We start from the raw sequence: 23,801 nt of genomic DNA, 5'->3' as shown, positions 1-23,801 counted from the left end.
TCAGACCGCGCCGCGCCAAGCGCCCGTCTCCGACCCACGGGTCTCCATGAACTGCTTGAACCGCCGCAGGTCGCCCGAGACCTGCCGCTTGACGAACCCGAGCTTGTCGCCCACGGCCTCGGTCAGCCCCACGGGGTCGAACTCCAACTGCAGCATGACCTTGGTCGTGTCGTCCTGGATGCGGTGGAAGGTGACCACACCGGCCTGCCTGGCCTCGCCGCCCACCGTCGTCCAGGCGACACGCTCGTCCGGAACCTGCTCGGTGATCTCCGCGTCGAACTCCCGCTCCTGGCCGCCGACCTTCGTCACCCAGTGCGTCAGCGTATCGGTGCGCTGCTCGATGCGCTCCACGCCGTCCATGAACCGGGGAAAGTCCTCGAACTGGGTCCACTGGTTGTAGGCCGTGTGCACCGGGACGCGGACCTCGATGGATTCCTCTACCTGTGACAAGGCGGTACCTCCCTTTCTCGTACGGAGAGCGACGGACGGGTACCGGATCTCGCGCCGGCCACTCATGCTCTTCACGACTTGTAAGGTCGGATGCCGTGGCCACCTTGCTGATCGTCCATCACACGCCCTCGCCCAACTGCCAGGCGATGTTCGAAGCCGTCGTCTCCGGGGCGACCGACCCCGAGATCGAGAACGTCACGGTCGTGCGCCTGCCCGCGCTGTCCGCCACCGCCTCCGACGTCCTCGCGGCCGATGGCTACCTCCTCGGTACCCCAGCGAACCTCGGCTACATGTCCGGCGCCCTCAAGCACTTCTTCGACCAGGTCTACTACCCGTGCCTGGACGCCACGCGCGGCCGGCCCTTCGGCTATTACGTGCACGGCGGGAACGACGTGACCGGAGCGGTGCGGGGCATCGAGTCGATCACGACGGGCCTCGGCTGGCGCCGCACCGCCGAGGCCGTGACCGTGACCGGAGAGCCGGACAAGGGCGACGTCGAGCGTTGCTGGGAACTGGGCGCGACGGTCGCCGCGGGACTCATGGGCTGAACCCGTCAGGTCTCTTCCACCCGGCGCCGGTCCTCCTCGTCCCACGCCCGGGTGTCGCGCGGCTGGGTGTACGGCTCGGCCTCGGGCGGATGCCCCCCGGCGACGGCCCGCTGCCGTACCGTCTCCGCGTCGAACTCCAGGCCCAGCAGGATCGCCAGGTTGGTGATCCACAGCCACACCAGGAAGACGATGACACCGGCCATCGTGCCGTAGGTCTTGTTGTACGAGGCGAAGTTGGCCACGTAGACGGCGAAGCCCGCCGACGCGACCAGCCAGATCAGCAGGGCCAGCACACTGCCCGGCGTGATCCAGCGGAAGCCCTTCACCTTGGCGTTCGGGGTCGCCCAGTACAGAATCGCGATCATGATCGTGACCAGCACGACCAGAACGGGCCACTTCGCGAACGACCACACCGTCAGCGCGGTGTCGCCGATACCCAGAGTGGTCCCGGCCTGACGGGCCAGCCCGCCCGTGAAGACCACGATCAGCGCGCTGATCGTGGCCAGCACCATCAGCACCACCGTCACACCCACCCGCACCGGCAGCACCTTCCACACCGGCCGCCCCTCGGGCATGTCGTAGACGGCGTTGGCGGAGCGGATGAACGCCGCCACGTAGCCGGAGGCCGACCACACCGCCAGGACAAGACCGACGATGGCCATCAGCGAGCCGATGCCGGCGTTGCCCTGCAACTGCTCGACGGCCCGGGTGATGATGTCCCGCGCCGCGCCGGGAGCGAACTGCTGGATGTTCTCGAGGACCTTGTCCGTGGTCGATTTGCCGGTGATGCCCAGCAGCGACACCAGCACCAGCAGCGCCGGGAAGATCGACAGCACCGTGTAGTACGTCAGCGCCGCGGCCCGGTCGGTCAGCTCGTCCTTCTTGAACTCCCGCAGGCTCCCCTTCAGCACCGCACCCCACGACGTCCGGGGCAGTTCACTCGGCGTGTCCGGCGCCGCGCGTTCCACTTCGGGTCCCGGACCGGCCGTCCCGGGCGCCGGCCGAGGGCTCTCCGACGGCTCCGAAGGCGGAGCCTCGCTCTCGTGATGTTCTTTTCGTCCTGGAATATGCAGCTTCACCATGCGAGCCGGGTAACCCAGGTCCGGGCCCCTAAGCGGACCCGGTCAGCCGCGCCCGGCAGGTCGGCGTCACCCGCCCAGGGCCGGAACATCAACCCCGCAGGGCGAGCCCCCGCTGCTCCAGCGCCTCCGACAGCACCCGCACGGCCTTGGGCCCGCCCCCGCGCAGCGCCGGCAGTTCCGCCCGGGAGTGCGGGGCGCCACCTGCTCCAGCGTCGTCACGCCGGCGCCGACCAGGGCCTGCGCCGCGGGCCGGGCGATGCCGACGGGCAGGTCCCGCCCGGGGCGTCGGCCGCCGCCTCCGCCGCCGCGAGGGACGCGGCGAGCCGCTTCGGGGCGCGACTGAACCAGGACGGTCGGGCCGGCGCGTCGGATCCTCGGTCTCCTCCCGCGGCAGGTACAGCTTCAGTCCGGCACCCGCACCACCTCGTCACAGCGGGTTGAGGGAGCGCTCCCACGGCGTGCACGATGCCTCCATGACCACGTCCCCCGCCATCCGCCCGTACCGCCCCGAGGACCGTTCGGCCCTCGACGACATCTGTATCCGCACCGCGCACGCCGGCCAGGACAGCCGCCCCCACTACGCGGACCCGGGCATCTTCCCGGTGACCTTCGCGGCTCCCTACGTCCGTCTGGAGCCGGAACTGGCCTTCGTGCTGGACGACGGCCAGGGGCGGGCGGTCGGCTACATCCTCGGCGCCGCTGACACCCCGCGGTTCGCCGCGGAGTTCCGCGCCACGTGGCTGCCCCTGGTCGCCGGCCGCTACCCGGAACCGCCCGAGCCGCCGCACACTCCGGACGAGGCCATGGCCCACCTGCTGCACCACCCGGAACGGATGGTGAGGCCCGAACTGGCCGCGTATCCCGCGCATCTGCACATCGACCTGCTGCCCGACTGGCAGGGCCGGGGCCACGGACGCCGTCTGATGCGGACGCTCCTCGGGGCCCTCCAGGGCAGGGGAGTCCCGGCCGTCCACCTGGCCATGGCGACCGCCAACACCGGGGCCAGAGCCTTCTACGACCGCCTGGGGTTCCGCGAGATCGACGTTCCGGAGCCCGGCTCGGCCACCTACCTCGGTCGCACCACGAAGGAACTCGACCGGCTCTGACAGCCGCCTGTCGAACGCCGCGATCGCGCCAGGAGAAACGGAAGTGGCGCAATCGTGCGTTGCCGACCCGTGCCATCGGGCGCAGCGTGGACAGTGCGGGAGCGCTCCCACGCATCCCCGCACTCCCCACGCAAGGCACACCGCAAGCACCGCAACCCCCACATCCGAAAGAGGAGATCATGGATTGTCATGGTCATGCTCGTAAAGAGTCCCGACCGGTCAGGACCCGTCTGACACTCGCCCTGAGCGTGCTGGTGGCCGCGCTGCTCAGCCTGATCCCATGGAGCGGCACCGCCGTCGCCCACGGCTCGGTCGTCGACCCTGCATCCCGCAACTACGGCTGCTGGCTGCGCTGGGGGAACGACCACCTCAACCCCGCCATGGCCCAGCAGGACCCCATGTGCTGGCAGGCGTGGCGGAGCGACGCGAACGCCATGTGGAACTGGAACGGCCTGTACCGCAACGGCTCCGGCGGCAACTTCCAGGCCGTGGTGCCCAACGGTCAGCTGTGCAGCGGCGGCCGGACCGAGGGCGGCCGGTACAACTCCCTCGACACGGTGGGCGCCTGGAAGACGACGGACATCGGCAACAACTTCACCGTGAAGCTGTACGACCAGGCCAGCCACGGCGCCGACTACTTCCTGGTGTACGTCACGCGGCAGGGCTTCAATCCCGCCACCCAGCCGCTGACCTGGAACGACCTCCGCCTCGTCACCCGCACCGGCAAGTACGCGCCCAGCCAGAACTACGAGATCCCCGTGAGCACTTCGGGGCTGAGCGGCCGCCACGTCGTCTATACGATCTGGCAGGCGTCGCACATGGACCAGACCTACTTCCTGTGCAGCGACGTGAACTTCCGCTGACCTGCCGCTTCGTCTGCCGTACCCCGCCGGAGGGGACAAGTCCGGCGGGGTACGGCTGTGCATGCTTTCTGAGAGTTCTCGAAGAATTTCCGGGGTGGCTGAACGCTCCGGTGCTCCCGCACGTATGGGGCGAGGGGATTTTCATGCCCGGCACGCCTCAAGCGCAGGAGAGCACCCTTGGCACGCAATACGCGAAGACGCCCTACAGGCCCACGGCGCGCGACCTTCGCCGCAGTCGCGCTGATGCTGGGCGGAGGCGGCCTGATGGCGGCGAACGTCTACGCCTCGGCCACGGACGGCGGTTCGGGCGGTGAGCCCGCCCAGACGCGGTCCGGTACGGGGGTGCGGACCGCGGGCTCCACGATCGACTGCCCAGACGTGGGCAGCCGGCTGACCTCGGTCCCCGAGCAGGCGAGGGCGGAGGTCGACAAGGAACTCGCCCTTCTGGACGAGCAGATCGCCAAGGCCTACCAGCGGCTGAGCGCATCGGCACAACAGATACAGCAGGATTCCGGCTTCGCCGACAACGCGATCATGAACCCGCTGAAGGAGAAGCGGGGCGCGACCCTCGAGCGCATCGCCATCGCCATCGACCGGGTGGGCGACCGCCCCGAGGGACTCGACGCCCTCGCGGCCTGTACCGTCCGGGACTCCGGCAACCAGGCTCCCGAGCAGGGCGAGGGCCAGGACGGCGGCGGCGCGGAGCAGCCCGGCCAGGAGCAGGGCCAGGGCGGCCAGGAGCAGGGGAACGGCCAGGGGCAGGGCCAGGGCAACAACGGCGGACAGGCGGGCAACGGACCGGTCGCCGCCGACTTCGCGGACATCACCGGCGTCCAGCCCAACGTGAACAGCCCCCGCCAGAAGGGCAACGCCTCCCGCGGCACCTTCGCCACCAGCTGCGGCGTGAACGAGAACGGCCTGTTCAACTCCGACAACATCATCGCCGCCCCGGGCGTCACCAACGGCGCCCACCACTTCCACGACTATGTCGGCAACCAGGCCAACAACGCCTTCGCCAGCGACCAGGACCTCGCGAACGCCGAGACCAGCTGCGACGACCAGGGCGACAAGTCCTCCTACTACTGGCCCGTCCTGCGCGTGCAGAACGGCACCCAGGAGCAGGACGCCGACTCGCCCGGCGGCGGCATCGAGGGCAACGCCGGCGCGATCGTCACGCCGAAGCAGGTCACGCTCGACTTCGTGGGGAACCCGCGCGACAAGGTCACGGCCATGCCGCGGCTGCTGCGCATCATCACCGGCGACGCCAAGTCGTTCGTCAACGGCACGGCCAACGCCAACGCCTCCTGGAGCTGCACCGGCTTCGAGGACCGGCAGCTGAAGGACAAGTACCCGCTGTGCCCGAAGGGCAGCGACGTCGTGCGCTCCTTCAAGTTCCAGAGCTGCTGGGACGGCCGCAACATCGACAGCGCCAACCACCGCACCCATGTGGCGTTCGCCGACGCCTCCGGCGCGTGCCCGTCCGGTTTCCGGCCGATTCCGCAGCTGGTCCAGCGCATCGTCTACGACGTCGACGCGCCGAGCCTGAAGGACGGCGGCCGTACGACACCGCTGTTCGCGGTGGACTCCTTCCCCGAGCAGCTGCACAAGCCGGTCACGGACCACGGTGACTTCATCAACGTCTTCGACGAGGACCTGATGGGGGAGATGGTCGACTGCATCAACGACGGCCGGAAGTGCGGAGCCGGAGCGGATGCCGAGCCGGGCGAGAAGCCGGGCGAGGAGCCGAGTCAGGAGCCCGGGGCGGGCGAGGAGCAGAGTGCGGAGCCGACGAAGACCCCCGAGGCTCCGCAGGAGCAGCCCACCCGCACCCCGGACGCCCCGAAGGACGGCAACGCGGGCGGCAAGCCCGGCAACACGGGCAATGACGGAAAGGGCGAGGCTTCCAAGCCGCCGGCGGCGGACAAGCCGGCCCCCGAACCGGAGCCGAGCGACGCGCCCGCCGACGAAGCCGAGGTGTACGCGACGCCCTCGGCGAAGTCCGGTGAACAGGGCGGCTCGAAGGACGACTCTGGTGAGGACTCGGAGGACGGCCTCGGCCAGTCCCAGGCCGTCGGCACGGCGACCAGCGCCGCCGCCACCCCGGCGACTCCGCCCCGGACCGAGCCCCAGGCGGTCGGCAGCGGCAACCTGGCCGAGACCGGCGCCCAGCTCTGGCCGGCCGCGGCAGGTGCCGTACTCGTCATCGCGGGCTTCGTGGTCCTCCGCCGCGCCAGGCGCACCTGACACGACAATGCCCTGACGTGCCCCGGGAACGGCGGTGGGACCCTTCCTCGGATCCCGCCGCCGTTCTCCGGAGTCCGGCACCCTTCGGCGAACCCCGAAGTGCGCACCCTCTAGCGTGACCCCATGGACAGCACCTGGAACGCCGGACACGGTGCCGGCGGCGGAGTCACGGCATGACGCCCTGGGAGATGGCGGCCGTGTTCGCGGCCGGTACGGGCGCCGGCGCCGTCAACGCCGTCGTCGGCTCGGGAACCCTGATCACCTTCCCGGTGCTGCTCGCCACCGGACTGCCTCCGGTCACGGCGACCGTGTCCAACGGGCTCGGTCTGGTTCCCGGCTCGATCAGCGCGGTCTTCGGCTATCGCGAGGAACTCCGGGGCCAGGGACGGCGCGTCCTCCTGCTCGGCGTCGGTGCCGTGCTGGGCGGCCTCGTGGGCGCCGTGCTGCTGCTGACTCTGCCCTCCGCGGCCTTCGAGCGGATCGTGCCGGCCCTGGTGGGGCTCGCCCTCGTCCTGGTCGCCTGCCAGCCCCTCATCGCCAGGCGCGTGCGCCACCGCCGTCGCCGTACCGGCGGCACCCCCCGTCCCGACGGCGGTCCGCTGCTGTTCACGGGGCTGACGCTCGCCAGCGTCTACGGCGGCTACTTCTCGGCAGCGCAGGGCATCATCTACGTCTCCCTGATGGGCATGCTGCTCGACGAGACGCTCCAGCGGCTCAACGCCGTGAAGAACGTGCTCGCGGCCGTCGTCAACACCGTCGCCGCCGTGCTCTTCCTCTTCTTCGCGGAGTTCGACTGGACGGCCGTCGTCCTCATCGCCGCCGGGTCCGCGCTGGGCGGCCTCGTCGGAGCCAGGACGGGCCGCCGCTTCAGCCCCGCCGTCCTGCGGACCCTGATCGTGTCGGTCGGCACCGTCGCCCTCGTGCACCTGGTGTTCCACTGAGGCCGGTTCGCTACGGCGCCGGACGGGCGCCCGCCTCCTTCGGATCCCCCTCGGCGTCGATGTGGGGCATCACCCGGTCCAGCCAGCGCGGAGTCCACCAGGCGTGCGGCCCGAGCAGCGTCATCACGGCCGGCACCATCAGCAGGCGCACCACACTGGCGTCGATGAGCACGCTGACGGCCAGCCCCAGTCCGAGCATCTTGACCACGATGTTGTCGCTGATGATGAACGCCGCGAACACACTCACCATGATCAGCGCGGCACTCGTGATGACCCGGGCCGTGATCTCCAGGGCGTGCGCCACCGACGCCTTGGCGTCCCCGGTGCGCCGCCACGCCTCATGGACGCGGGACAGCAGGAAGATCTCGTAGTCCATGCTGAGGCCGAAGATGATGGCGAACATCATCATCGGCACATAGCTCTCGATGGGCACCTTGCCGTGCACGCCGAGCGCGGGCCCGCCCCAGCCCCACTGGAACACCGCGACGACCACGCCGTACGACGCGGCGATCGACAGCACGTTCAGGACGGCCGCCTTGACGGCGACGAGCAGCCCCCGGAACACGGCCAGGATGATGAGGAACGCCAGGCCAACCACGACGGCGATGATCACGGGCAGCTGGGAGGCGACGATGTCACGGAAGTCGACCTGTGTCGCCGTCGTGCCGGTGACGTACCCCTTGGCGTCCGTCCCCTGGACGGCGTCCGGCAGCGTGTCGTCGACGAGACGGTTGGTCAGGTCGGTGGTCGCGGCGTTCTGCGGGGACTTGGTCGAGTAGACCGTGCCGACCAGGACGTCCCCGTCCTGCGTGGGGGTCAGGGGGGTGACGGCGGCGGCTCCTTCGACCGAGTCGAGCGTCGTCTGGGCGCGCGAGGCCAGATCGTCGCGCTGCGAGTCCGGTACGTTCGTCTGGTCGATGACGACGGTGAGAGGACCGTTGGACCCCGGCCCGAACGCGTCGGTCATCAGGTCGAACGCCCGCCGGTCGGTGAAGGAGGTCGGGTCGGCGCCGTCACCGATGTGGCCGAGCTGGATGGAGAACAACGGGATCGCGAGCACCGCGATCACGGCGACACCCCCCGACAGGAACCACAGCGGCCTGCGCTCCACCCGCTGGGCGTAGCGGTGCCAGGTGCCCTGCGGCGTCTCACCCGCCTCGGCGTCGGTCTCGGCTACGGGCCGGCGCACGTGGTAGCGGTCGATGTGCCGGCCGATGAGGCCGAGCAGGGCCGGCACCAGGGTGAGCGCGCCGATGACGGCCGAGACGACGGTGACGGCGGCGGCGAGACCCAGCAGGGAGATGAAGGAGACCCCGGACGCGGACAGGCCCGCCAGCGCGATGATCACCGTACAGCCGGAGACGAGGACGGCGTGGCCGCTGGTGCTCGCGGCCTGCCCGGCGGCCTGTACCGGGTCCGCGCCGTCGATGAGGTTCTGCCGGTATCGGGTGATCATGAACAGGGCGTAGTCGATGCCGACACCGAGGCCGATCATGGTGGCCAGGGTCGGTGAGACCGTCGCGAAGGTGAACGCGGCGGCCAGCAGCCCGAGGATGGCGAGACCGCCGACGACGCTGATCAGCGCGGTGAGCAGCGGGATGCCGGCTGCGATCACGCTGCCGAACCCGACCAGCAGCACGATGACGGCGACACCGAACCCGATCAGCTCGCTCACCCGGTCGTCGGCGGGGGGCCTCGCGAGTTCGCCCAGCGGCCCGCCGTACTCGACCTCCGCTCCCGCCGAACGCAGCGGCTGTACGGCGGAGTCGACGCCGTTCAGGTAGCCGGCACCGAGGGTCGAGGGCTGCACATTGAAGCGGACCGTGATGTACGCCGTCTTCTTGTCGTCCGAGAGCGGCCCGACGTTCGGCTGCGACTGCTGGGAGGACGAGCCCGGGGCGGACAGCGGGTTCTGGGCCGACAGGACGTGCGGGAGCTTCTCCAGGTCGGCGACCGTGGTGGACATCTGAGAGCTCAGCGCGGTCAGTTCCTGGCTGTCGTCGTGCAGCACGATCTGGCTGCTGTAGCCACCGGCCTGCGGATCGTGCTCCTTCAGCACGTCCAGGCCCTTCTGGGCCTGCGCCTGGGGCAGGGAGAAGTTGTCGGAGTACTCGCCCCCGGACACATGGTTGACGACCTGGAGGGCCACCAGCGCCACGAGCCAGGCCCCGATGACGATCCCGAAGTGGCGTGCGCACCACTCGCCCAAGCGCCGCAGCAGACCCGCACGCGCGGCCTTCTTGTCCCCTTCACCGGTGCGGGAGTGCGGCATCTACGTGGCTCCTGTGTCGGCTGAGACATTGGGTGCCGTCCATTAGATGCGCGGGGGATCACTCCGGCATTTCCGGCGCGCGGGCGCCCTGCCACTCCGGGCGGGCGTTCCCCCGAAAGGTGGCTGCCGGGGCGGCGCGGCGGGCTCGCCGCCCGACGCGCCGGCGCGCCGAGGCCAGGTCCAGCGCCCCGGACCCCAGGGCGACGCCGAGGCCGACCAGCGCGCTGCCCGCCGCCTGCGCCAGTCCGTACGAGCCCGTGCCGACCAGCGGCGCGGTACCGGCCGCCGCGACCGGGATGAGGCCGGAGAACAGGGTGGCGCGTTCCGCGCCGATCCGCTGCATTCCCATGTACCAGCACACGAATCCGACCACCGTGACCACCACCGCCTGCCACAGCAGCGCGGCGGTCTCGGCGCCGTCCGGACGCCGCAGCCACCCGGCCCCGTCGACCAGCACACCGACCGCCGCGGACTCCAGCGCGGCGACCGCGCACACCGTGGCGGACAGCAACCGGGGCCCGAGCGGCCGCAGTACGGGTACGGCGAGCACGGCGAACCCGACCTCCCCCGCCAGGGCGCACACGGAGAAGGCGAGCCCCGCGCCGTCGGTTCGTCCCCAGCCCTGGACGGCGCAGGCGCCGACGGCCACGAGCAACGCCCCGTACAGAACCGCCCGCCTGGGCCGGCGCCCGTCCAGGAGGGGCACGAGCACGGCGACGACCACCGGCGCACAGCCCACGAACACGCCTGGAACCGCCGGTTCCGCCGTGCGCTCCGCGGCGATGACGGCCAGGTTGAAGCCGACCATGCCGACCGCGGCGAGCAGGATGAGACGGACCCACTGACGAGGCGTCAGCGCCCTCAGCCGGGCGGTCGAGCCCTTCCCGGCCAGGGGCAGGAGCAGCAGACAGGCCAGCCCGTAGCGCAGGAACTGGCCGCCCGCATACGGGTACTTGCCCAGGACGCTGTTGGCCGTGAAGGACGCTCCGACGAGGACACAGGCGAACGCGGCGAGCAAGGTTCCCCGCGTGGTGGTGACGTTCATACCGGCGACGCTAGGCAGCGCGGCGGCCCGGTTCGAGGTCCACTCTCGTGCCGGATCGGTGGACCAATCCGCCCCGGGCCGCCGCCCGAGGGTCAGCCGATGTGGTAGCTGTCGCCGTAGACCTTCCAGTCCAGTGGCGGGTCGAGGTCGAGGTTCCGCTTGCGCAGGAAGACGCGTTGCGCCGTGTCGACCCGGCTCGTGTCGCTGTGTGCCTCCTCCTGCCTCATGGCCCACACCCGCGCGTCCAGGAAGGCGTCGAGGTACGTCACCTCGTCACCGCCCTCCGCCGGCGGGTTCGCCGTGCGCAGCGCACGCCCCCGGATGTTGCGGAAGCTCAGCGGGTCGGTGCCGTCGCCATGCATGACGATGGCGTCGTAGTACGCGAACTGGCCCAGCACCCGCAGCCCGTCCGCCTTGCCCTGCCGGACCGCCGGGCCGAAGTACACCCGGTCGCGCTCGTCGTCCTGCGCCCGCCGGAACGTGGCGTCACGGGCCGCCCGGCGCCAGTCGCCGGGGAAGCCCGGGTCGAGCCCGTCGTGCGAGTCGGAACCGTCGACGTCGCGCAGTGCCGGCAGGTACTTCGCGAGGACGTTGCCGGGCTTGCGGTCGGTGTAGAGCTCGACGAGGTCGAGCATGTCGCCGGTGCCGGAGCAGAACCCGATGATGCCGGCGGTGTAGCCGCGGCCGTCGCGGATGTCCTCGATGTACTGGTACTGCGCCTTCCAGTCGAGCGAGGAGTTCTCCGCGCTCGACACGAGCTGCATGGCGATCTCCTTCTTCGCCGGGTCGTCGAGCCCGATCGCACGGACGGAGGCCGTGGCGTTAGGCGGCTTCAGGAACGGGGCGGCGGCGAGGGCGGCGCCGAACAACGCCAGAGCGGTGCGGCGCGGGGTCGGGTGTCTCACGGGGCCTCCAGGCAGAGTGGGGGTGGGAGAGCTGGCCGTGCAGAACTGACAGGAAGGTTTCCTACCACTTTCCCCCTGTCCCGGGAACCGGCAGAGTCGAAGTTCGTAACGTCGAACGAGCCGGCTGAGTACCGCCACGGGAACCAAGAGCCCGCCCCGTACGTCAACTCATTGCGCAGAGAGGCCGATCGGTCTCCGAGGCCGGCGAGAGAGGGGAATCGCGGTGGACGACGCGACGTCGCAGCAGGGGAGCGAGCCGGAGGCAGCGGCACGCCGGGCCCGCTTCGGCACACTGCCGGAGCCGGTGCGCGTGGAGGACATGGTCGAGGAACGAGCAGCGGGCGCCCCCGACCCCGCGCGCACCGCCTACAACCAGGACGAGTGGCTCGTGCGCTACTGCCTGTGACGCGACCCTACGAGCGGCTTTTCGCGCCCAGGTCGCGCAGCCACCGCACGACGTCGTCGGCGTCATGGGCGCGGGCGATGTCGAGCGGTGTCATGTCGTCGTAGCCGCACCAGTCGGCGTCGGCGCCGTGCCCGTGGAGATACCGCGCGGTGGCCAGATGCCCGCCGTGGCAGGCGCCCCAGAAGGCGCTGGTGATCTCGTCGGGCGAAGGGGGCTCCCCGGCCTCGACGCAGTCCCGCACCCGGTCGAGCAGGCCGAGCGTGGCGGCGTCCTGCAGTGTGGTGCGGGCGCCGTGCTCCACGAGCCGGCGCGCGGCGCGCCACTGGCCGAACCCGCGGGCGTCGGCGAGCGGAGTGCCGCCGCCGATCACCGCCCCGGGGGCCTCGATGTCGGCCCCGGCGGCGATGAGCGCGTCCAGGACGGCCACGTCGTCGCTGCTGGCGGCCCAGTGCAGAGGCGTCTCCGCGTGCGCACCGCCGAAGCGGGCGTCGGGATCGGCCCCCGCGGCGACCAGGGCGGCGACCACCTCGGGACCGTGGGGGAAGTGGCCGGGCCAGTCGGTCGCGATGTGCAGCAGACTGCGCGTGCCCTTGCCGTCCTCGCCGTGCTCGGTGACGCGTGCCGTGGCCAGACCGGGATGGTCGGCGAGCAACTGCCGGAGCCCCGGCAGGTCGCCGGCCCGGATCGCTGCGGTGACGGCGACGGCCAGCGGGTCCTGTGATGTCAGCGTCTGCAAGCCGGCCTCCCGATCGCCGTCCAGGGCCTCCGATTCTGTACGACGATGCCCCCGCACACCACGCTCCGTGCCCAGAGCACTCACCGCCGCGCCCGACGACATGCCCACAGTCCCCGCGAGGCGTAGCGTCCGGGTAAGAGCGGGAGGACAGCATGTCCGCGAGCAACGAGCCGCCCGGGGGTGCCGGGTCGCTGGACGCCCTGGGGGCGGCGCTGGCCGACACCGTGCGCGGAACCGGAGCCTCGATCGGCGGCCTGTACCTGATCGAGGAGACGGAGCCCGTGCTGCGCCTGGTCGCGCTGTGCGGCCTGCCGATCGCTTTCAGCGCCCCCTGGCAGCGGCTGCCCCTGACCGCACCGGTCCCGGTCGCCGACGCGATCCACGAGGACGCGCTGGTGAGTATCGAGAGCCAGGAGGAGATGGCCCGCCGCTACCCCCGGGCCGCCGCGGTCCTGCCCTACCCGTTCGCCCTGACCGCCGTCCCGCTGACCGGCGTACGGCGCCGCTGGGGCGGCATCGTGCTGATGTGGCCCGCCGTGCGGCCGCGCACCATCTCGCCACGCGAACGCGGCCACATCACCTCCAGCGCCCGCCGGATGGCCCGCCTGCTGGACGACGCCGCAGGGCCGCCCGCCCTGCCCGACCAGCCGCGCGTCGTCCCCGTCGACGCCGCACACCACCCCGTGCAGACCGGCCTGGCCGCCGCGGACTACCTCGAACGCCTCCCCGAAGGCGCCCTGGCCCTCGACCTGGAGGGCCGCGTCACCTTCGCCACCGCCACCGCGGCCCGCCTGCTCGGCCGCCGCGCCGACCGGCTGCTCGGCACCCGGCCCTGGCAGTCCCTGCCCTGGCTGGACGACCCCGGCTACGAGGACCACTACCGCACGGCGGTCGTCAGCCGCACACCCGTGTCGTTCACCGCGCGCCGCCCGCCCGACCTGTGGCTCACCTTCCAGCTCTACCCGGACACCAGCGGCATCAGCGTCCGTGTCGCCCCGAGCGGAGAGCGGACCGAGGCCCCGTCACCGCCCGCCGCCGCGCGCAGCCCCGCGGCGGCACCGACGGGACGCCTCTACCAACTGGTGCACCTGGCCGCCGCGCTCGCCGAGGCGGTGACCGTGCGCGACCTCGTGGCGCTGAGCGCCCACCAGATCCTGCCCGCCTTCGGCGCCCAGGGCCTCGTGCTGTCCGTCGCCGAGGCCGGACGTCTGAAGATCACCGGCTACCACGGCTACACGGCCGACGTCATGGAACGGCTCGACGCCCTGTCGCTGGACACCGACCTCACCCCGGCCGGCCAGGTCCTCGCCAGCGGCACGCCCGCCTTCTTCGCCGACCCGGCCGAGCTGGCCGCCAACTACCCCGGCGCCCCCCAGGTCAGCGGCAAACAGGCCTGGGCCTTCCTGCCGCTGATCATCTCCGGCCGGCCGGTGGGCTGCTGCATCCTGTCCTACGACCACCCGCACACCTTCACCGCCGACGAACGCGCCGTCCTGACCTCCCTGTCCGGTCTGATCGCCCAGGCCCTCGACCGCGCCCGGCTCTACGACACCAAGCACCGTCTCGTCCACGAACTGCAGCGCGCCCTGCTGCCGAGGGCCCTGCCGAATCTGTCCGGCCTCGACGTCGCCGCCCGCTATCTGCCCGCCGGCCACGGCATCGAGGTCGGCGGTGACTTCTTCGACCTGCTGCGCCTCGACGAGACGACCGCGGCCGCCGTCATCGGCGACGTGGAGGGCCACAGCATCGCCGCCGCCGCTCTCATGGGCCAGGTGCGCACCGCCATCCACGCCCACGCCACCGCGGGCGCCGCACCCGACCAGGTCCTCGTTCGCACCAACCGGCTCCTGGCCGACCTCGACTCCGAACTGCTCGTCTCCTGCCTCTACGCCCATCTCGACCTGGCCCGCCACCAGGTGGCCTTCGCCAGCGCGGGACACGTGCCGCCGCTGCTGCGTCACATCAGCCGCCCCGCGTCAGTCCTCGACGTCGAGCCCGGCCCGCTGCTGGGCATCGACACCGGCGGCCACTACCCGGTCACCACCGCGCCCCTGCTCCCCGGCACCACCCTCGCCCTCTACACCGACGGACTGGTCGAGCTCCCCGGCACGGACGCCACCCGGACCACGTCCGACCTCGCCGGGCAGCTGGACGCCGCCGACGGCCACGACCTGGAACGGCTCATCGACCGGCTCGTCCGCCACACGACACCCACCGGACAGCACGCCGACGACATCGCGGTGCTCCTGCTGCGCGCGTACCGCCCCGGCGGTAACCGGGCCTGAGGCCGCTGCCCGAGGCGCTCAGGTCAGGCCCGGTCGGGCTCCGTGCGGACGTGCCGGGCGACATCGCGCAGCTTGATGTTGTGGTTCTGCGAGATACGCCGCAGCACGCCGAAGGCCTCGTCCTCGCTCAGCCCGTGCCGTTCCATGAGGATCCCCATGGCCTCTCCCACGGCATGCCGGGTGTCCAGGGCGTGCTCCAGCTGGTCGACGGTACGGGCGGTGGCCAGAGCCACGGCGGCATGGGAGGCGAGCAGCCAGCCCGCGGCCTCGATGTCCTTGCCGAAGGCCCCCGGGCGGCGCGAGTAGAGGTTCAGCGCGCCGAAGTTCTCCTGCTCGGTGTACAGCAGCACGCCGGTCATGCTGCCGATCCCCAGATCGCGGGCCGCCTGGGAGAACCGCGGCCAGGACGGCTGCGGCGTGGTCATGTCGGCGATACGGAACAGCCGCTCGCCGTCCACACGACGGGCGGCGTCGAAGCACGGTCCCTCGCCCAGCTCTCCCTGCAGCCGGTCGGACTCCTCGACCATGTCGCCGCACGCGGACAGCGTCACGGCCCGGCCCTTGGACACCGTCAGGATCCCCGCCGCGTCACAGCCCTCGACGAGCTTCACCGCCGACGCGGCGATCTCGTCCAGCGTCGCCTGCACCGAATCCTGGGCCACCAGATCCCGGGCGAGCTGCGCCATCTGCTCGGCGTACCGCTGCCACTCCACCGCCACCACCGCCTCGCTCACCGGTCCCGACCACCGTACTCCGGGCCGCGGCGCCCGTCCGTTCGGCCCGGTGCCGCGACGGGCGAGCGATGCCGAGGCGGCGGGACCGACGAGAGTCCGAGGCGGCGTTGACCGGCCCGAGACGAGGTGGCAGGACCTGGCGAGGACTTGGGCGACCGGACCGACGAAAGGCCGGGGCAACCGCACCCGCCGGGCTTGGGTGTGCCGGTGTCGGTCGGGCTGGGTGTGGTGGTGTTCACCGGTCTGGATGTGCCGGCGGCAGTCGGGCCGGACGCTCCGGCGCTCACCGGTCCCGGGATGTGCCGGAATCCGCCGGGCCCGTACGGCGGCGATGCCGGAGTCCGGCGGGCCCGGATGCGGTGGAGTCGGTCGACGCAGCCGTGGCCATACCCCGGCAGCCCGGCCCGTCAGCGGTACGCCGTCAGGAGCAGGGCCACGTCGTCCGGTCGCTCGGGGGCGCGCCGGGCCGTTCTCACCAGGCGGTCGGCGAGAAGCTCCACCGAGTCCGCCGGGGTGTCGGCCAGAGCGCGGCGGACCTCCTCGATGCCCGACTCGATGTCGCTGCCGGGCTGTTCCACGAGCCCGTCGGTGTACAGGGCGAGGACGCTGCCGGGGGCCAGCGTGAGCGCGGTGACGGGATAGACCGAGTCGGGCTGCACACCCAGCATGACCCCGCCCATCAGGTCCAGCGGCTCCGCGTGGCCGTCGGGGTGGCGCAGCAGCGGCGGGGGATGGCCGGCCCGCACGGCGAGCGCGCGCCCGGTGAGCGGGTCGAGTTCGATGTAGCAGCAGGTGGCGAAGACGTCCGACTCCAGCTCGGCCAGCAGCCGGTTGGTATGGGTGATGACCTCCTGCGGCGGCCGCTCGCTCGCGGCGAAGGCGTGCACGGCACTGCGCAGCTGGCCCATCACCGCGGCGGCGCCGACACTGTGGCCCTCGACGTCCCCGATCACCAGGGCCACGCCACGCCCCATCGTGATCACGTCGTACCAGTCGCCGCCGATGGCCATGCCCTGCGTGCCGGGCAGATAGCGGCCGGCCGTGCGCAGCCCCTCGACAGCGGGCAGCCGGTGCGGCAGGAGCCCCTCCTGGAGGCCGCGCGCGACGGCGGACTCCGAGTCGTAGAGCCGTGCCCGCTCCATGGCCTGGGCGGCCAGCCCGCTCAGCGCGGTGAGGGCGGAGCGCTCGTCGGCGGTGAACCGGTGCGGGGCGTCCCAGCCGAGGATGCAGGAGCCGACGGGATGACCGGAGGCGATCAGCGGCAGAAACGACCAGGCGTGCATCCGGTCCAGGGCGATGCCCGGGTAGGCGATCGAGAGGTCCTCGGGCGACTCGAAGAAGAGCGGCAGCCGCGTGGTCAGCGCGTGGACGCCGGGCAGTCGCGTGTCGAGGGCGACCCCCTCGAACTGGGTGAGGAAGCCCTCCGGGTAGCCCGACTCCCACTGCAGGTACATCCGGCCCTCGCGGACGGTGTACAGGGCGAGTTCCCGCGCGCCGAACGCGGGCAGCAACTGCTCGGACACGGCCCGGCACACGTCCTGCACGGTGACCGCCTCGGTGAGCACGCTCGCCATCTGCACCACGTGGTACAGCGCCCCGGCCCGTGCCGCCGCGACCGGCCCGGGCGGCGGCACGGCCGCGGCGCCCGGCACGGGACCGGCGGACGACCCGGCCTCGCGCGCCGCCTCGCCTCCGGTGGGCGGGACGGTCGGATGGACCCGGCCGGTCAGCCCGTGCACATCCGGGTACAGCACGAAGCTCAGCCAGTTCCCGGCGGGATGCCGCACGAGGAAGGACACCTGTTCCTGCGACAGCATCGCCGCCCGGTAGCGGTCCTCGTACGCGGGATCCCGGAGCCAGGTGATCACCTCCCACGGGTAGCGGCCGAGGAGCTCTTCCCGGCCGGCGCCGAGCAGTTCCTCGCAACGGCGGTTGCCGTACGTCACACGGCCGTCCTGGTCCAGGGAGAACAGCCCGTCGGGCAGCCGCTCGGCGGCCTCGGCCGCGCTGAGCCCGCCGGCCGCGTCGACGAGGGCGCCCACCAGGATCCGGTCGGAGCCGGTGCCGTCGCGTACGAGATGGCCCCACAGTTCGACGGGCCGGTAGCTGATCTCCCCGCCGCCGACGGACTCGTCCCGGATCCGGAGGTGACGGGATCTGACCCGGCCGTGCGTCAGCGCGTCCTGCCGGCTCGCCCGTAGCTCGTGCAGGTCCTCCGGGCTGACGCGGGCCTCGACGGCCGCCATGGTGCCGTCGAAGTCCGCCCCGGCGATGCCGAGGAGCGCGAGGGCCTCGTCGTCCGGAGTGCACCGGTCGCTGTCCAGGTCCCAGTCGAGAAGCCCGACCCGCACGGGGCGTACGGCGGCCGTGGGCAGCCGCACGCTGACGGGTTCGTCGTCGTACTCGACCCGGTACGCGCCGGAACCCGAGCCGGACCGGTCGGCGGCGAGACGGCCGAGGCGCTCCTCCATGTCCCGCTCGGCGGGGCGCAGCGCGAACTCCACCGCCTCGAGGTCCATCGGCGACCGGGCGGCCGAGCGCAGCACGACCAGCACGCCCACGGCCTCCCCGCCGGCCCGGACGGGCTGGTGGGCGGAGCCGAAGGAGTACGGCAGCCCGGCGGTGAAGTGCGGAAAGCGCACCATGGCGACGCGCTCGTCCGGCAGCCACAGGGGCTCGTCGCGCCGGTAGGCCTCAGCCATGGGCAGGGCGCCGCTCATGGGCACCCGCCACCACGCCCTGAGCAGCGACCGGGGCACTCCGGTCACCAGGGCCAGCACCAGCGAGCGCCGGTCCCGGGAGCGCAGGTAGACAAGCCCGCCGTACCCCCCGAGGTCCCGTACGGCCGCGATCAGCGGAGCGGTGAGGGCATCCTCGATCCGGCCGGTGTCCCCGGTCCGGACCCGGCCGTCACCCCCGCCCCGGCCCGGGCCGCCGGGTGCCCGCGGCCCGTCCGGTACGGCGGCTGCCTCATCCATCTCGGGTCCTCCCGGTACGGACGCACCGGACACCAATCGCTCCCATCAGGATGTGGCATGGTCTGCACTCCGGCGCGGCAAGTGCAACCTTTCGGTCGTCACGGCCGTCTCACCTGATATCAGCAACACATAGGCCTCGGGGGCGAAAATGGTACGAATCCGAACTGCATGCGCGACTCTCGCACTCGTGGGCGCCACGGTGGGCGTGGCCGCGGTCCCGGCCGGCGCGGCTCCGGTCGCCACCCGGCAGGCGACCCAGGCCGCGGCGTGCCCCACCGGCTGGGGGAGTCTCGCCAAGACCGACACCAGCGCCACGATCGCGCCGGTGAAGGACATCAGGACCGGCCGTCACGCCTGCTTCGACCGGATGGTCATCGACCTGCCCGGCGCGGGCGGCGACGTCGGCTACTCCGTCCGCTATGTCGACCGGCTCCACCAGGACGGATCGGGCCGCCACATTCCCGTGACCGGCGGAGCCGTCCTCGAGGTGCGGGTGGCCGCGCCCGCCTACGACCCGGAGACCGGCGCAGCCACCTATCCCGGCCGGGTGGCGCGCCCGCTGCCGGGTGTGGACCTCACCGGCTACCGCACCTTCCGGGACACCCGCTTCGCCGGCAGCTTCGAAGGGGAGACCCAGATCGGACTCGGCCTCCGCGCCCGTCTGCCCTTCCGGGTGCTGCAGCTGGACGACCGCGTCATCGTGGACGTCGCCCACAGCTGGACCGCCGCGAGGTGACGGCACGGCGCGCCCGGTTCTCCGGAGCCGGGTGCGCGGGTCCAGATGATCCGCGGGGCTGCGACAGGGCAAGCACCTCAACGGTGATACGTCCGCCCGGTCCGCGCCCGTCAGAGCCCCGCCTACCCGGCGGGGCCGCTCTCACCCGCCGCGCACGCGCCCCAGTTCCGCCAGGGTCCGTGCCGCGGCGCCGGCCAGACGGGGCCGGTTGCGTACGAAGCGGCGGGCGGCCCGGGCGGGCTCCCGGCCCAGCCAGTGGACGGCTCCGCCCGGCACGGGCCGTACCACCGCCCCTTCGTACACCCGCAGGTCACGGGTCTTGAGCGACTCCTTGTAGCGGGCGGGGCCGCTCCCCAGGTCGACCGTCTCCACACCGTCGGCCGCCGCGGCCTCCAGCATCCTGAGCTGCAGCACGAGGCCGGGGGAGTACTTGGCACAGGCGCGGTCGTACGCCGGGAACCACCAGGACAGCACCGTGCGCGAGCGCAGACCGAAGTGCGCGGCCACGGGCCGGTCCGCGGCGTAGAGCACGGACAGCACGCCACGGCACTCCGGTTCCTCGCTCTCCCCGAGCAGCGTCACCAGCCGGGTGATCCACTCCTGCGCGAACCGGTCGCGCCGGCCGGTCCGCCGGTACTGCGCCGACTTCCAGTCCATCAGCGCCCGCAGAGCCTCCGGGTCCCGGGCGTCGTACACGAACCGCACCTCGCCGACCTGCCGGGCCAGCTTGCGCTCCTTGGCCAGGGTCTGTCTCAGGAAGCCCGGCGACTTCGCCCGCAGCCGCTCCCTGTACCGCTCGAACCCCTCGCCGATGTCGACGACCGGGGAGGCGAGCTCCTCGGCGGCGTGCGGCACGAACAGTTCCTGGCCGGCCTCCAGGTTGTCGAACTCCCAGGACGACAGCGCGCAGGAGCGCAGCAACCCGCGGGCGTCGAGCCGGATCCCGGGCCGTAACACGGCCCCCTGGCTGTCGGACACGCCGAGCCCGATGGCCCGGCCCTGGCCCAAGGGCCCCCTCTCGTAGGGGAAGAACCCGACCGGGGAGTCGTCGTCGAGCAGCACCGCCACTCGGGCTCCCGGCCTGACCTGGCCCACCACGGTGGTGAACGCCGGGTCGAGAAAGGGATTCGCGGGGGCCGCGGACTCCGTCCGGATCTCCCGCCACATCTTCTGGTCGTTCGGGCCCAGTTCGTCCGGCCTCAGAACGAGAACGCGCTTTCCGGGCAACTCTGCCTCCTGTGTCATCGGCATGGGGACACACGAAGGCCTGCACATCACCGCGAATCGGCACCAGGCAGTACGCAGGCCGCACGGCGCAGGCCTTTGTCGGTACTGCCGTCACTCAGCAGCGGAACGTCTGGAGCTCGACGGCGTTCGGGGCGGATCCGGCCGCCCCCGCACACCGGCTCGTCTCCGCCGTCCGGATGTCCGTGCCGCCCCGGTCCACCGCGGGCGCCCCGGTCGCCACCGCGCTCGCCCCGGCCGCACCCGCGGCCCGCGGTGTTCGTGCCGCCAGGTGCCGGAGCGAGGGCTCCTCCTCGCACGGACAGGGCTCCCCGGCTCCTTCGGCGTCAGGCGTCGAAGCCGCGCCGGTGGCCCGCACCTCCACGGCCGCCGTGACCACGGCTCCCGCCGCGCGCTCGCCCTGCGCGAGCCCCGGGACGACGAGATGCAGCAACAGCAGGCAGGCCACCAGGCCCACCGCCGCCGTCCATCGTCGCCGCACCATCAGACCCCCCGACACGGCCGGCTGCGCCTACCAGTAGGCCGAGCGCAACTCGCCCCCGTCAAGCCCTTGTGGGCCGATTCGCCCCGCTCGGCCAGTTGCTGACGAAATCCAACGGAAAGCGCTGCCGTCCTGCTTGCCGGACCGGGTCAGTTGCTGCCGCCGGGCAGGCTCAGCACCTCGCCCGCCTTCGGCGCCCGGATGCCGAGGGGCTCGTCGAAGGCGCTGAACGCGGTGGTGGTGTGCTGTGCACCGTTCTTGTAGACCGTCTTGAGCAGGTAGGGCTCGCCCTCGTCGGCCACGTAGAAGGTGTACGTCCCTTCCTTGTCCGCCTTGTCGGTCACGATCAGCTCGACGGCCTTCGTGCCCCCGACCCGGGTGGAGCCGCCCTTCTTCGCCGTACCGAACGAGTCGAAGGGCCGTTCGCACGAGGTGAGGCCGTCGCCCGAACCGGCCGGGTCCACGGGCGTCTTCACCCACAGCTTCTGCTCGCCGGTGACACCCGGGATCTTCTTCCACTTCTGCAGGTAGGCCCGGTTCGGCCGGACGTAGTCGGTCTCGCCCAGACGGATCTGCTCCAGGGCGGCGCCTCCGGTCATCTCGGTCTTCGACCTGCACCGGCTGTCCAGGTCGGTCTCGAGATGGCTGGTGACGGTACCGCTCGTCGTGCGGTTGGTGATGTCGACAGTGACAGAGTCCAGCTTTCGCATCGTCGCGTTGGCCTCGTCGAGGAGATCGCCGGCGGATCTGTCGTCGCCGGTGCCGCCGGAGCCGCACCCGGCCAGGGCGGCGCCCGCCAGCAGGCACGCGAGCGCGGTCGTCGTCACGGTAGCCATGGCCCGCACGGAGCCCCCCTGATGTTCGTGTCGGCCGATGATCAGCACGGGAGCCTACCTGTCCGCCGGTGTGCCCGGCGGACAGGCCGGGTTCAGGCTCCGGTGCCGGTCTCGCGGACCAACTCGATCGCCCGGCCGAGGGTGTCGAGCCGGTCGTCCAGGGTCTCCCCGGCCGGATAGAGACGGACCGTGTCCACACCGGCGTCCCGCCAGACCCGCAGCCGTCGCCGCACCATCTCCTCGGTGCCGATGAGCGTGGTGGCCAGCACCATCTCGTCGGTGACGAGACCCGCCGCGCCGTCCCGGTCGCCCGCCTGCCAGCGCTCCCGTACCTCCGCCGCGACCTCCGCCCAGCCCTGACGGCCGTAGGCCCGGTTGTAGAAGTTGGTCGACGCGGAACCCATGCCGCCCAGGCTGAAGGCGAGTTCCTTCCTCCGGCCCGCGATCATGGCGCCGAGCGCCTCCTCGTCCCGCGCGAACGCGACCTCGGCTCCCTGGCAGACGTCGAACCCGGCGCGTCCGCGGCCGGCGGCGGCCAGCCCCTCGTCCAGCGGGGCGAAGTATGCGTCCGCCGCGCCCTCCGGTACGAAGCTGGTGCCGAGCCAGCCGTCCGCGACCTGGCCGGTCAGCCGCAGCATGGCGGGCGACAGGGCGGCCAGGTAGACGGGGACGGGGTGCTCGGCCCGCATCGACAGGCGCATCGGCACCGCCTCCCCGCCGGGCAGCGGAATCCTGAACTCGGAGCCCGAATGGGAGATCTTGCCGCCCGCGACCACCTGCCGCACGATCTCCACCGTCTCGCGCGTCCGGGCCAGCGGACGGGCGAACGGCACGCCGTGCAGGCCCTCCATCACCTGCGGTCCGGACGGGCCCAGACCCAGCAGAAAGCGCCCGCCGGACAGGTTGGACAGGGTGATCGCCGCCTGGGCGAGGGCCACCGGCGTGCGCGTCCCGACCTGCATGACCGCGGAGCCCAGCAGCATCCGCTCCGTACGGGCCGCGTAGAAGCCCAGGGCGGACGGGGCGTCCGACCCCCACGCCTCGGCCACCCAGCAGACGTCGAGCCCCAGTTTCTCCGCCTCGACGACGAAGTCGGCCTGCCGGGACCAGGAACCCAGGGACGCAGCCTCGACGGTCGTCGCCGTGCGCATCACGCCTCCGCCCGCTGCCTGATGTGCTCCAGCGTGGCGGTCATGCCTCGTTCGAACTCCCGCAGTCTCACGAACACGATCTTCTGCTCCTTCTCCGGCATGGCGTCGATCGCGAAGGAGAGGCCGGAGCGCCCCGGCCCCATCCGCATCCACTGCGACAGCTCGGTCCCGCCGTCCCTGGGTTGCAGCCCGAACCGCCAGACGGCACTGGGCTCGCCCGGATCCCCGACCGCCCAGGCGAACACCCGCTCCGGGTCGCATGCGACGACCGTGGAGGTCGTCTCCCACTCACCGAGCGACTCGTGCCTGCTCCGGCCGGTGAAGCGCGCCCCGACGGCCGGCCCGGCGGCTCCGTCGACCCACCCCGCCCACTGCAACTCCTCGCTCAGGTCCGGCATCCGCGTCACATCCGACACCAGCGCCCACACCCTCCCCGGCGGGGCGGCGATCCACGTCATCACCTCGACCGTCGGTTCGTCCGCGTACCGCGCGCCCGTCCACTCCATCGCGTGCCGGCCTCCTCGTCGACAGGGACTGTGGGCAGCAGAGTTGCGTAATTAGACTAACCAGGTCAAGAGGGCGCGTGTGTCCATGCCTTTAACGGGCCGTGAAGGTGGGCGCAGGCGTGCCCCAGTGCGCGGAACCACGCTCGCAGGGCCGCGTACGCTACCGGTGGCTGCACCCCGGGGGATCTTCACGTCTGACGTGCCCGCCGGTGGGGAGCCATCAGGGGTGGCAGTGGCCGAGCCGATCCGTC

General features: G+C 72.1%; 21 protein-coding genes. 8 read left to right on the top strand and 13 right to left on the bottom strand.

Annotation, left to right across the window (positions count from 1 at the left end; all coding sequences use genetic code 11):
• A complete protein-coding gene (locus ACZ58V_RS40290) occupies positions 1-450 on the bottom strand; it encodes an SRPBCC family protein (RefSeq protein WP_468198125.1) in 450 nt (149 codons plus the stop codon).
• 95 nt (positions 451-545) lie between these two features.
• Between ACZ58V_RS40290 and ACZ58V_RS40285 the strand changes: the two genes are divergently transcribed.
• Complete coding sequence (locus ACZ58V_RS40285) at positions 546-998, top strand: flavodoxin family protein (protein ID WP_189729759.1); 453 nt, start codon at positions 546-548, stop codon at positions 996-998.
• A gap of 5 nt (positions 999-1,003) precedes the next feature.
• Here ACZ58V_RS40285 and ACZ58V_RS40280 read toward each other — a convergent pair whose 3' ends face one another.
• Positions 1,004-2,080: a YihY/virulence factor BrkB family protein gene (locus tag ACZ58V_RS40280; RefSeq protein WP_471296264.1), complete on the bottom strand. Its 1,077-nt coding sequence runs from the start codon at positions 2,078-2,080 to the stop codon at positions 1,004-1,006.
• Between the two features lie 473 nt (positions 2,081-2,553).
• On the opposite strand from ACZ58V_RS40280, the gene ACZ58V_RS40275 reads away from it, so the two are divergent.
• The 4 genes from ACZ58V_RS40275 to ACZ58V_RS40260 all read left to right on the top strand — a co-directional run bounded on the left by ACZ58V_RS40275 (position 2,554) and on the right by ACZ58V_RS40260 (position 7,234).
• Positions 2,554-3,186 carry a GNAT family N-acetyltransferase gene (locus ACZ58V_RS40275; RefSeq protein WP_471296261.1) on the top strand — a complete coding sequence of 211 codons (633 nt, stop codon included), beginning with the start codon at positions 2,554-2,556 and terminating at the stop codon, positions 3,184-3,186.
• Positions 3,187-3,365: 179 nt separating this feature from the next.
• Complete coding sequence (locus ACZ58V_RS40270) at positions 3,366-4,049, top strand: lytic polysaccharide monooxygenase auxiliary activity family 9 protein (RefSeq protein WP_471296258.1); 684 nt, start codon at positions 3,366-3,368, stop codon at positions 4,047-4,049.
• 243 nt (positions 4,050-4,292) lie between these two features.
• On the top strand, positions 4,293-6,293 hold the full coding sequence (locus ACZ58V_RS40265; protein WP_471296255.1) for a DUF1996 domain-containing protein: 2,001 nt from the start codon (positions 4,293-4,295) through the stop codon (positions 6,291-6,293).
• A gap of 173 nt (positions 6,294-6,466) precedes the next feature.
• Positions 6,467-7,234 (top strand): sulfite exporter TauE/SafE family protein, encoded by a 768-nt coding sequence (locus ACZ58V_RS40260; protein WP_471296253.1) that lies wholly within the window; start codon positions 6,467-6,469, stop codon positions 7,232-7,234.
• A 10-nt stretch (positions 7,235-7,244) separates the two neighbouring features.
• On the opposite strand, the gene ACZ58V_RS40255 is transcribed toward ACZ58V_RS40260, so the two are convergent.
• The 3 genes from ACZ58V_RS40255 to ACZ58V_RS40245 all read right to left on the bottom strand — a co-directional run bounded on the left by ACZ58V_RS40255 (position 7,245) and on the right by ACZ58V_RS40245 (position 11,456).
• The gene (locus tag ACZ58V_RS40255) at positions 7,245-9,506 is read right to left on the bottom strand and encodes an MMPL family transporter (RefSeq protein WP_471296251.1); all 2,262 of its coding nucleotides are present in this window, start codon (positions 9,504-9,506) and stop codon (positions 7,245-7,247) included.
• Between the two features lie 58 nt (positions 9,507-9,564).
• Positions 9,565-10,551 carry a DMT family transporter gene (locus tag ACZ58V_RS40250; RefSeq protein WP_471296248.1) on the bottom strand — a complete coding sequence of 329 codons (987 nt, stop codon included), beginning with the start codon at positions 10,549-10,551 and terminating at the stop codon, positions 9,565-9,567.
• A gap of 92 nt (positions 10,552-10,643) precedes the next feature.
• The gene (locus ACZ58V_RS40245; RefSeq protein WP_468198105.1) at positions 10,644-11,456 is read right to left on the bottom strand and encodes a chitosanase; all 813 of its coding nucleotides are present in this window, start codon (positions 11,454-11,456) and stop codon (positions 10,644-10,646) included.
• 223 nt (positions 11,457-11,679) lie between these two features.
• On the opposite strand from ACZ58V_RS40245, the gene ACZ58V_RS40240 reads away from it, so the two are divergent.
• On the top strand, positions 11,680-11,862 hold the full coding sequence (locus ACZ58V_RS40240; RefSeq protein ID WP_468198103.1) for a hypothetical protein: 183 nt from the start codon (positions 11,680-11,682) through the stop codon (positions 11,860-11,862).
• A 7-nt stretch (positions 11,863-11,869) separates the two neighbouring features.
• On the opposite strand, the gene ACZ58V_RS40235 is transcribed toward ACZ58V_RS40240, so the two are convergent.
• Positions 11,870-12,598 (bottom strand): ankyrin repeat domain-containing protein, encoded by a 729-nt coding sequence (locus ACZ58V_RS40235; protein ID WP_468198101.1) that lies wholly within the window; start codon positions 12,596-12,598, stop codon positions 11,870-11,872.
• Between the two features lie 152 nt (positions 12,599-12,750).
• On the opposite strand from ACZ58V_RS40235, the gene ACZ58V_RS40230 reads away from it, so the two are divergent.
• Positions 12,751-14,883 (top strand): SpoIIE family protein phosphatase, encoded by a 2,133-nt coding sequence (locus ACZ58V_RS40230; protein WP_471296244.1) that lies wholly within the window; start codon positions 12,751-12,753, stop codon positions 14,881-14,883.
• Positions 14,884-14,906: 23 nt separating this feature from the next.
• Here the strand turns inward: ACZ58V_RS40230 and ACZ58V_RS40225 are convergent, their stop codons facing one another.
• Positions 14,907-15,569 (bottom strand): ANTAR domain-containing protein, encoded by a 663-nt coding sequence (locus ACZ58V_RS40225; RefSeq protein ID WP_468198262.1) that lies wholly within the window; start codon positions 15,567-15,569, stop codon positions 14,907-14,909.
• Between the two features lie 455 nt (positions 15,570-16,024).
• Positions 16,025-18,595 carry a SpoIIE family protein phosphatase gene (locus ACZ58V_RS40220; protein ID WP_471296242.1) on the bottom strand — a complete coding sequence of 857 codons (2,571 nt, stop codon included), beginning with the start codon at positions 18,593-18,595 and terminating at the stop codon, positions 16,025-16,027.
• A gap of 148 nt (positions 18,596-18,743) precedes the next feature.
• On the opposite strand from ACZ58V_RS40220, the gene ACZ58V_RS40215 reads away from it, so the two are divergent.
• The gene (locus tag ACZ58V_RS40215) at positions 18,744-19,331 is read left to right on the top strand and encodes an AMIN-like domain-containing (lipo)protein (protein ID WP_471296240.1); all 588 of its coding nucleotides are present in this window, start codon (positions 18,744-18,746) and stop codon (positions 19,329-19,331) included.
• A gap of 141 nt (positions 19,332-19,472) precedes the next feature.
• On the opposite strand, the gene ACZ58V_RS40210 is transcribed toward ACZ58V_RS40215, so the two are convergent.
• The 5 genes from ACZ58V_RS40210 to ACZ58V_RS40190 all read right to left on the bottom strand — a co-directional run bounded on the left by ACZ58V_RS40210 (position 19,473) and on the right by ACZ58V_RS40190 (position 23,550).
• Positions 19,473-20,576, bottom strand: coding sequence for a GNAT family N-acetyltransferase (locus ACZ58V_RS40210; protein ID WP_468198260.1), 1,104 nt, complete (start codon positions 20,574-20,576; stop codon positions 19,473-19,475).
• Between the two features lie 97 nt (positions 20,577-20,673).
• On the bottom strand, positions 20,674-21,060 hold the full coding sequence (locus tag ACZ58V_RS40205; protein WP_471296238.1) for a hypothetical protein: 387 nt from the start codon (positions 21,058-21,060) through the stop codon (positions 20,674-20,676).
• Between the two features lie 146 nt (positions 21,061-21,206).
• Complete coding sequence (locus ACZ58V_RS40200; RefSeq protein WP_468198091.1) at positions 21,207-21,893, bottom strand: hypothetical protein; 687 nt, start codon at positions 21,891-21,893, stop codon at positions 21,207-21,209.
• A 92-nt stretch (positions 21,894-21,985) separates the two neighbouring features.
• Positions 21,986-23,044: an LLM class flavin-dependent oxidoreductase gene (locus ACZ58V_RS40195; RefSeq protein ID WP_468198089.1), complete on the bottom strand. Its 1,059-nt coding sequence runs from the start codon at positions 23,042-23,044 to the stop codon at positions 21,986-21,988.
• Positions 23,044-23,550 carry an SRPBCC family protein gene (locus tag ACZ58V_RS40190; RefSeq protein ID WP_468198087.1) on the bottom strand — a complete coding sequence of 169 codons (507 nt, stop codon included), beginning with the start codon at positions 23,548-23,550 and terminating at the stop codon, positions 23,044-23,046. Before ACZ58V_RS40190 ends, ACZ58V_RS40195 begins: the two co-directional genes overlap by 1 nt.
• Positions 23,551-23,801 lie beyond the last annotated feature (251 nt).

Source organism: Streptomyces sp. NPDC040589 (genome assembly GCF_055594445.1).
The sequence above is the reverse complement of the archived record's forward strand: the minus strand, read 5'-3'. Positions and strand labels throughout refer to the sequence as shown.

What these genes read in the sequence shown, in the direction of transcription:
- ACZ58V_RS40280 (WP_471296264.1), bottom strand. Translation starts at nt 2,080, where the DNA reads ATGGTGAAGCTGCATATTCCAGGACGAAAAGAACATCACGAGAGCGAG.
- ACZ58V_RS40275 (WP_471296261.1), top strand. Translation starts at nt 2,554, where the DNA reads ATGACCACGTCCCCCGCCATCCGCCCGTACCGCCCCGAGGACCGTTCG.
- ACZ58V_RS40270 (WP_471296258.1), top strand. Translation starts at nt 3,366, where the DNA reads ATGGATTGTCATGGTCATGCTCGTAAAGAGTCCCGACCGGTCAGGACC.
- ACZ58V_RS40265 (WP_471296255.1), top strand. Translation starts at nt 4,293, where the DNA reads ATGCTGGGCGGAGGCGGCCTGATGGCGGCGAACGTCTACGCCTCGGCC.
- ACZ58V_RS40260 (WP_471296253.1), top strand. Translation starts at nt 6,467, where the DNA reads ATGACGCCCTGGGAGATGGCGGCCGTGTTCGCGGCCGGTACGGGCGCC.
- ACZ58V_RS40255 (WP_471296251.1), bottom strand. Translation starts at nt 9,506, where the DNA reads ATGCCGCACTCCCGCACCGGTGAAGGGGACAAGAAGGCCGCGCGTGCG.
- ACZ58V_RS40250 (WP_471296248.1), bottom strand. Translation starts at nt 10,551, where the DNA reads ATGAACGTCACCACCACGCGGGGAACCTTGCTCGCCGCGTTCGCCTGT.
- ACZ58V_RS40230 (WP_471296244.1), top strand. Translation starts at nt 12,751, where the DNA reads ATGTCCGCGAGCAACGAGCCGCCCGGGGGTGCCGGGTCGCTGGACGCC.
- ACZ58V_RS40225 (WP_468198262.1), bottom strand. Translation starts at nt 15,569, where the DNA reads ATGGCGCAGCTCGCCCGGGATCTGGTGGCCCAGGATTCGGTGCAGGCG.
- ACZ58V_RS40220 (WP_471296242.1), bottom strand. Translation starts at nt 18,595, where the DNA reads ATGGATGAGGCAGCCGCCGTACCGGACGGGCCGCGGGCACCCGGCGGC.
- ACZ58V_RS40215 (WP_471296240.1), top strand. Translation starts at nt 18,744, where the DNA reads ATGGTACGAATCCGAACTGCATGCGCGACTCTCGCACTCGTGGGCGCC.
- ACZ58V_RS40210 (WP_468198260.1), bottom strand. Translation starts at nt 20,576, where the DNA reads ATGACACAGGAGGCAGAGTTGCCCGGAAAGCGCGTTCTCGTTCTGAGG.
- ACZ58V_RS40205 (WP_471296238.1), bottom strand. Translation starts at nt 21,060, where the DNA reads ATGGTGCGGCGACGATGGACGGCGGCGGTGGGCCTGGTGGCCTGCCTG.
- ACZ58V_RS40200 (WP_468198091.1), bottom strand. Translation starts at nt 21,893, where the DNA reads ATGGCTACCGTGACGACGACCGCGCTCGCGTGCCTGCTGGCGGGCGCC.
- ACZ58V_RS40195 (WP_468198089.1), bottom strand. Translation starts at nt 23,044, where the DNA reads ATGCGCACGGCGACGACCGTCGAGGCTGCGTCCCTGGGTTCCTGGTCC.
- ACZ58V_RS40190 (WP_468198087.1), bottom strand. Translation starts at nt 23,550, where the DNA reads ATGGAGTGGACGGGCGCGCGGTACGCGGACGAACCGACGGTCGAGGTG.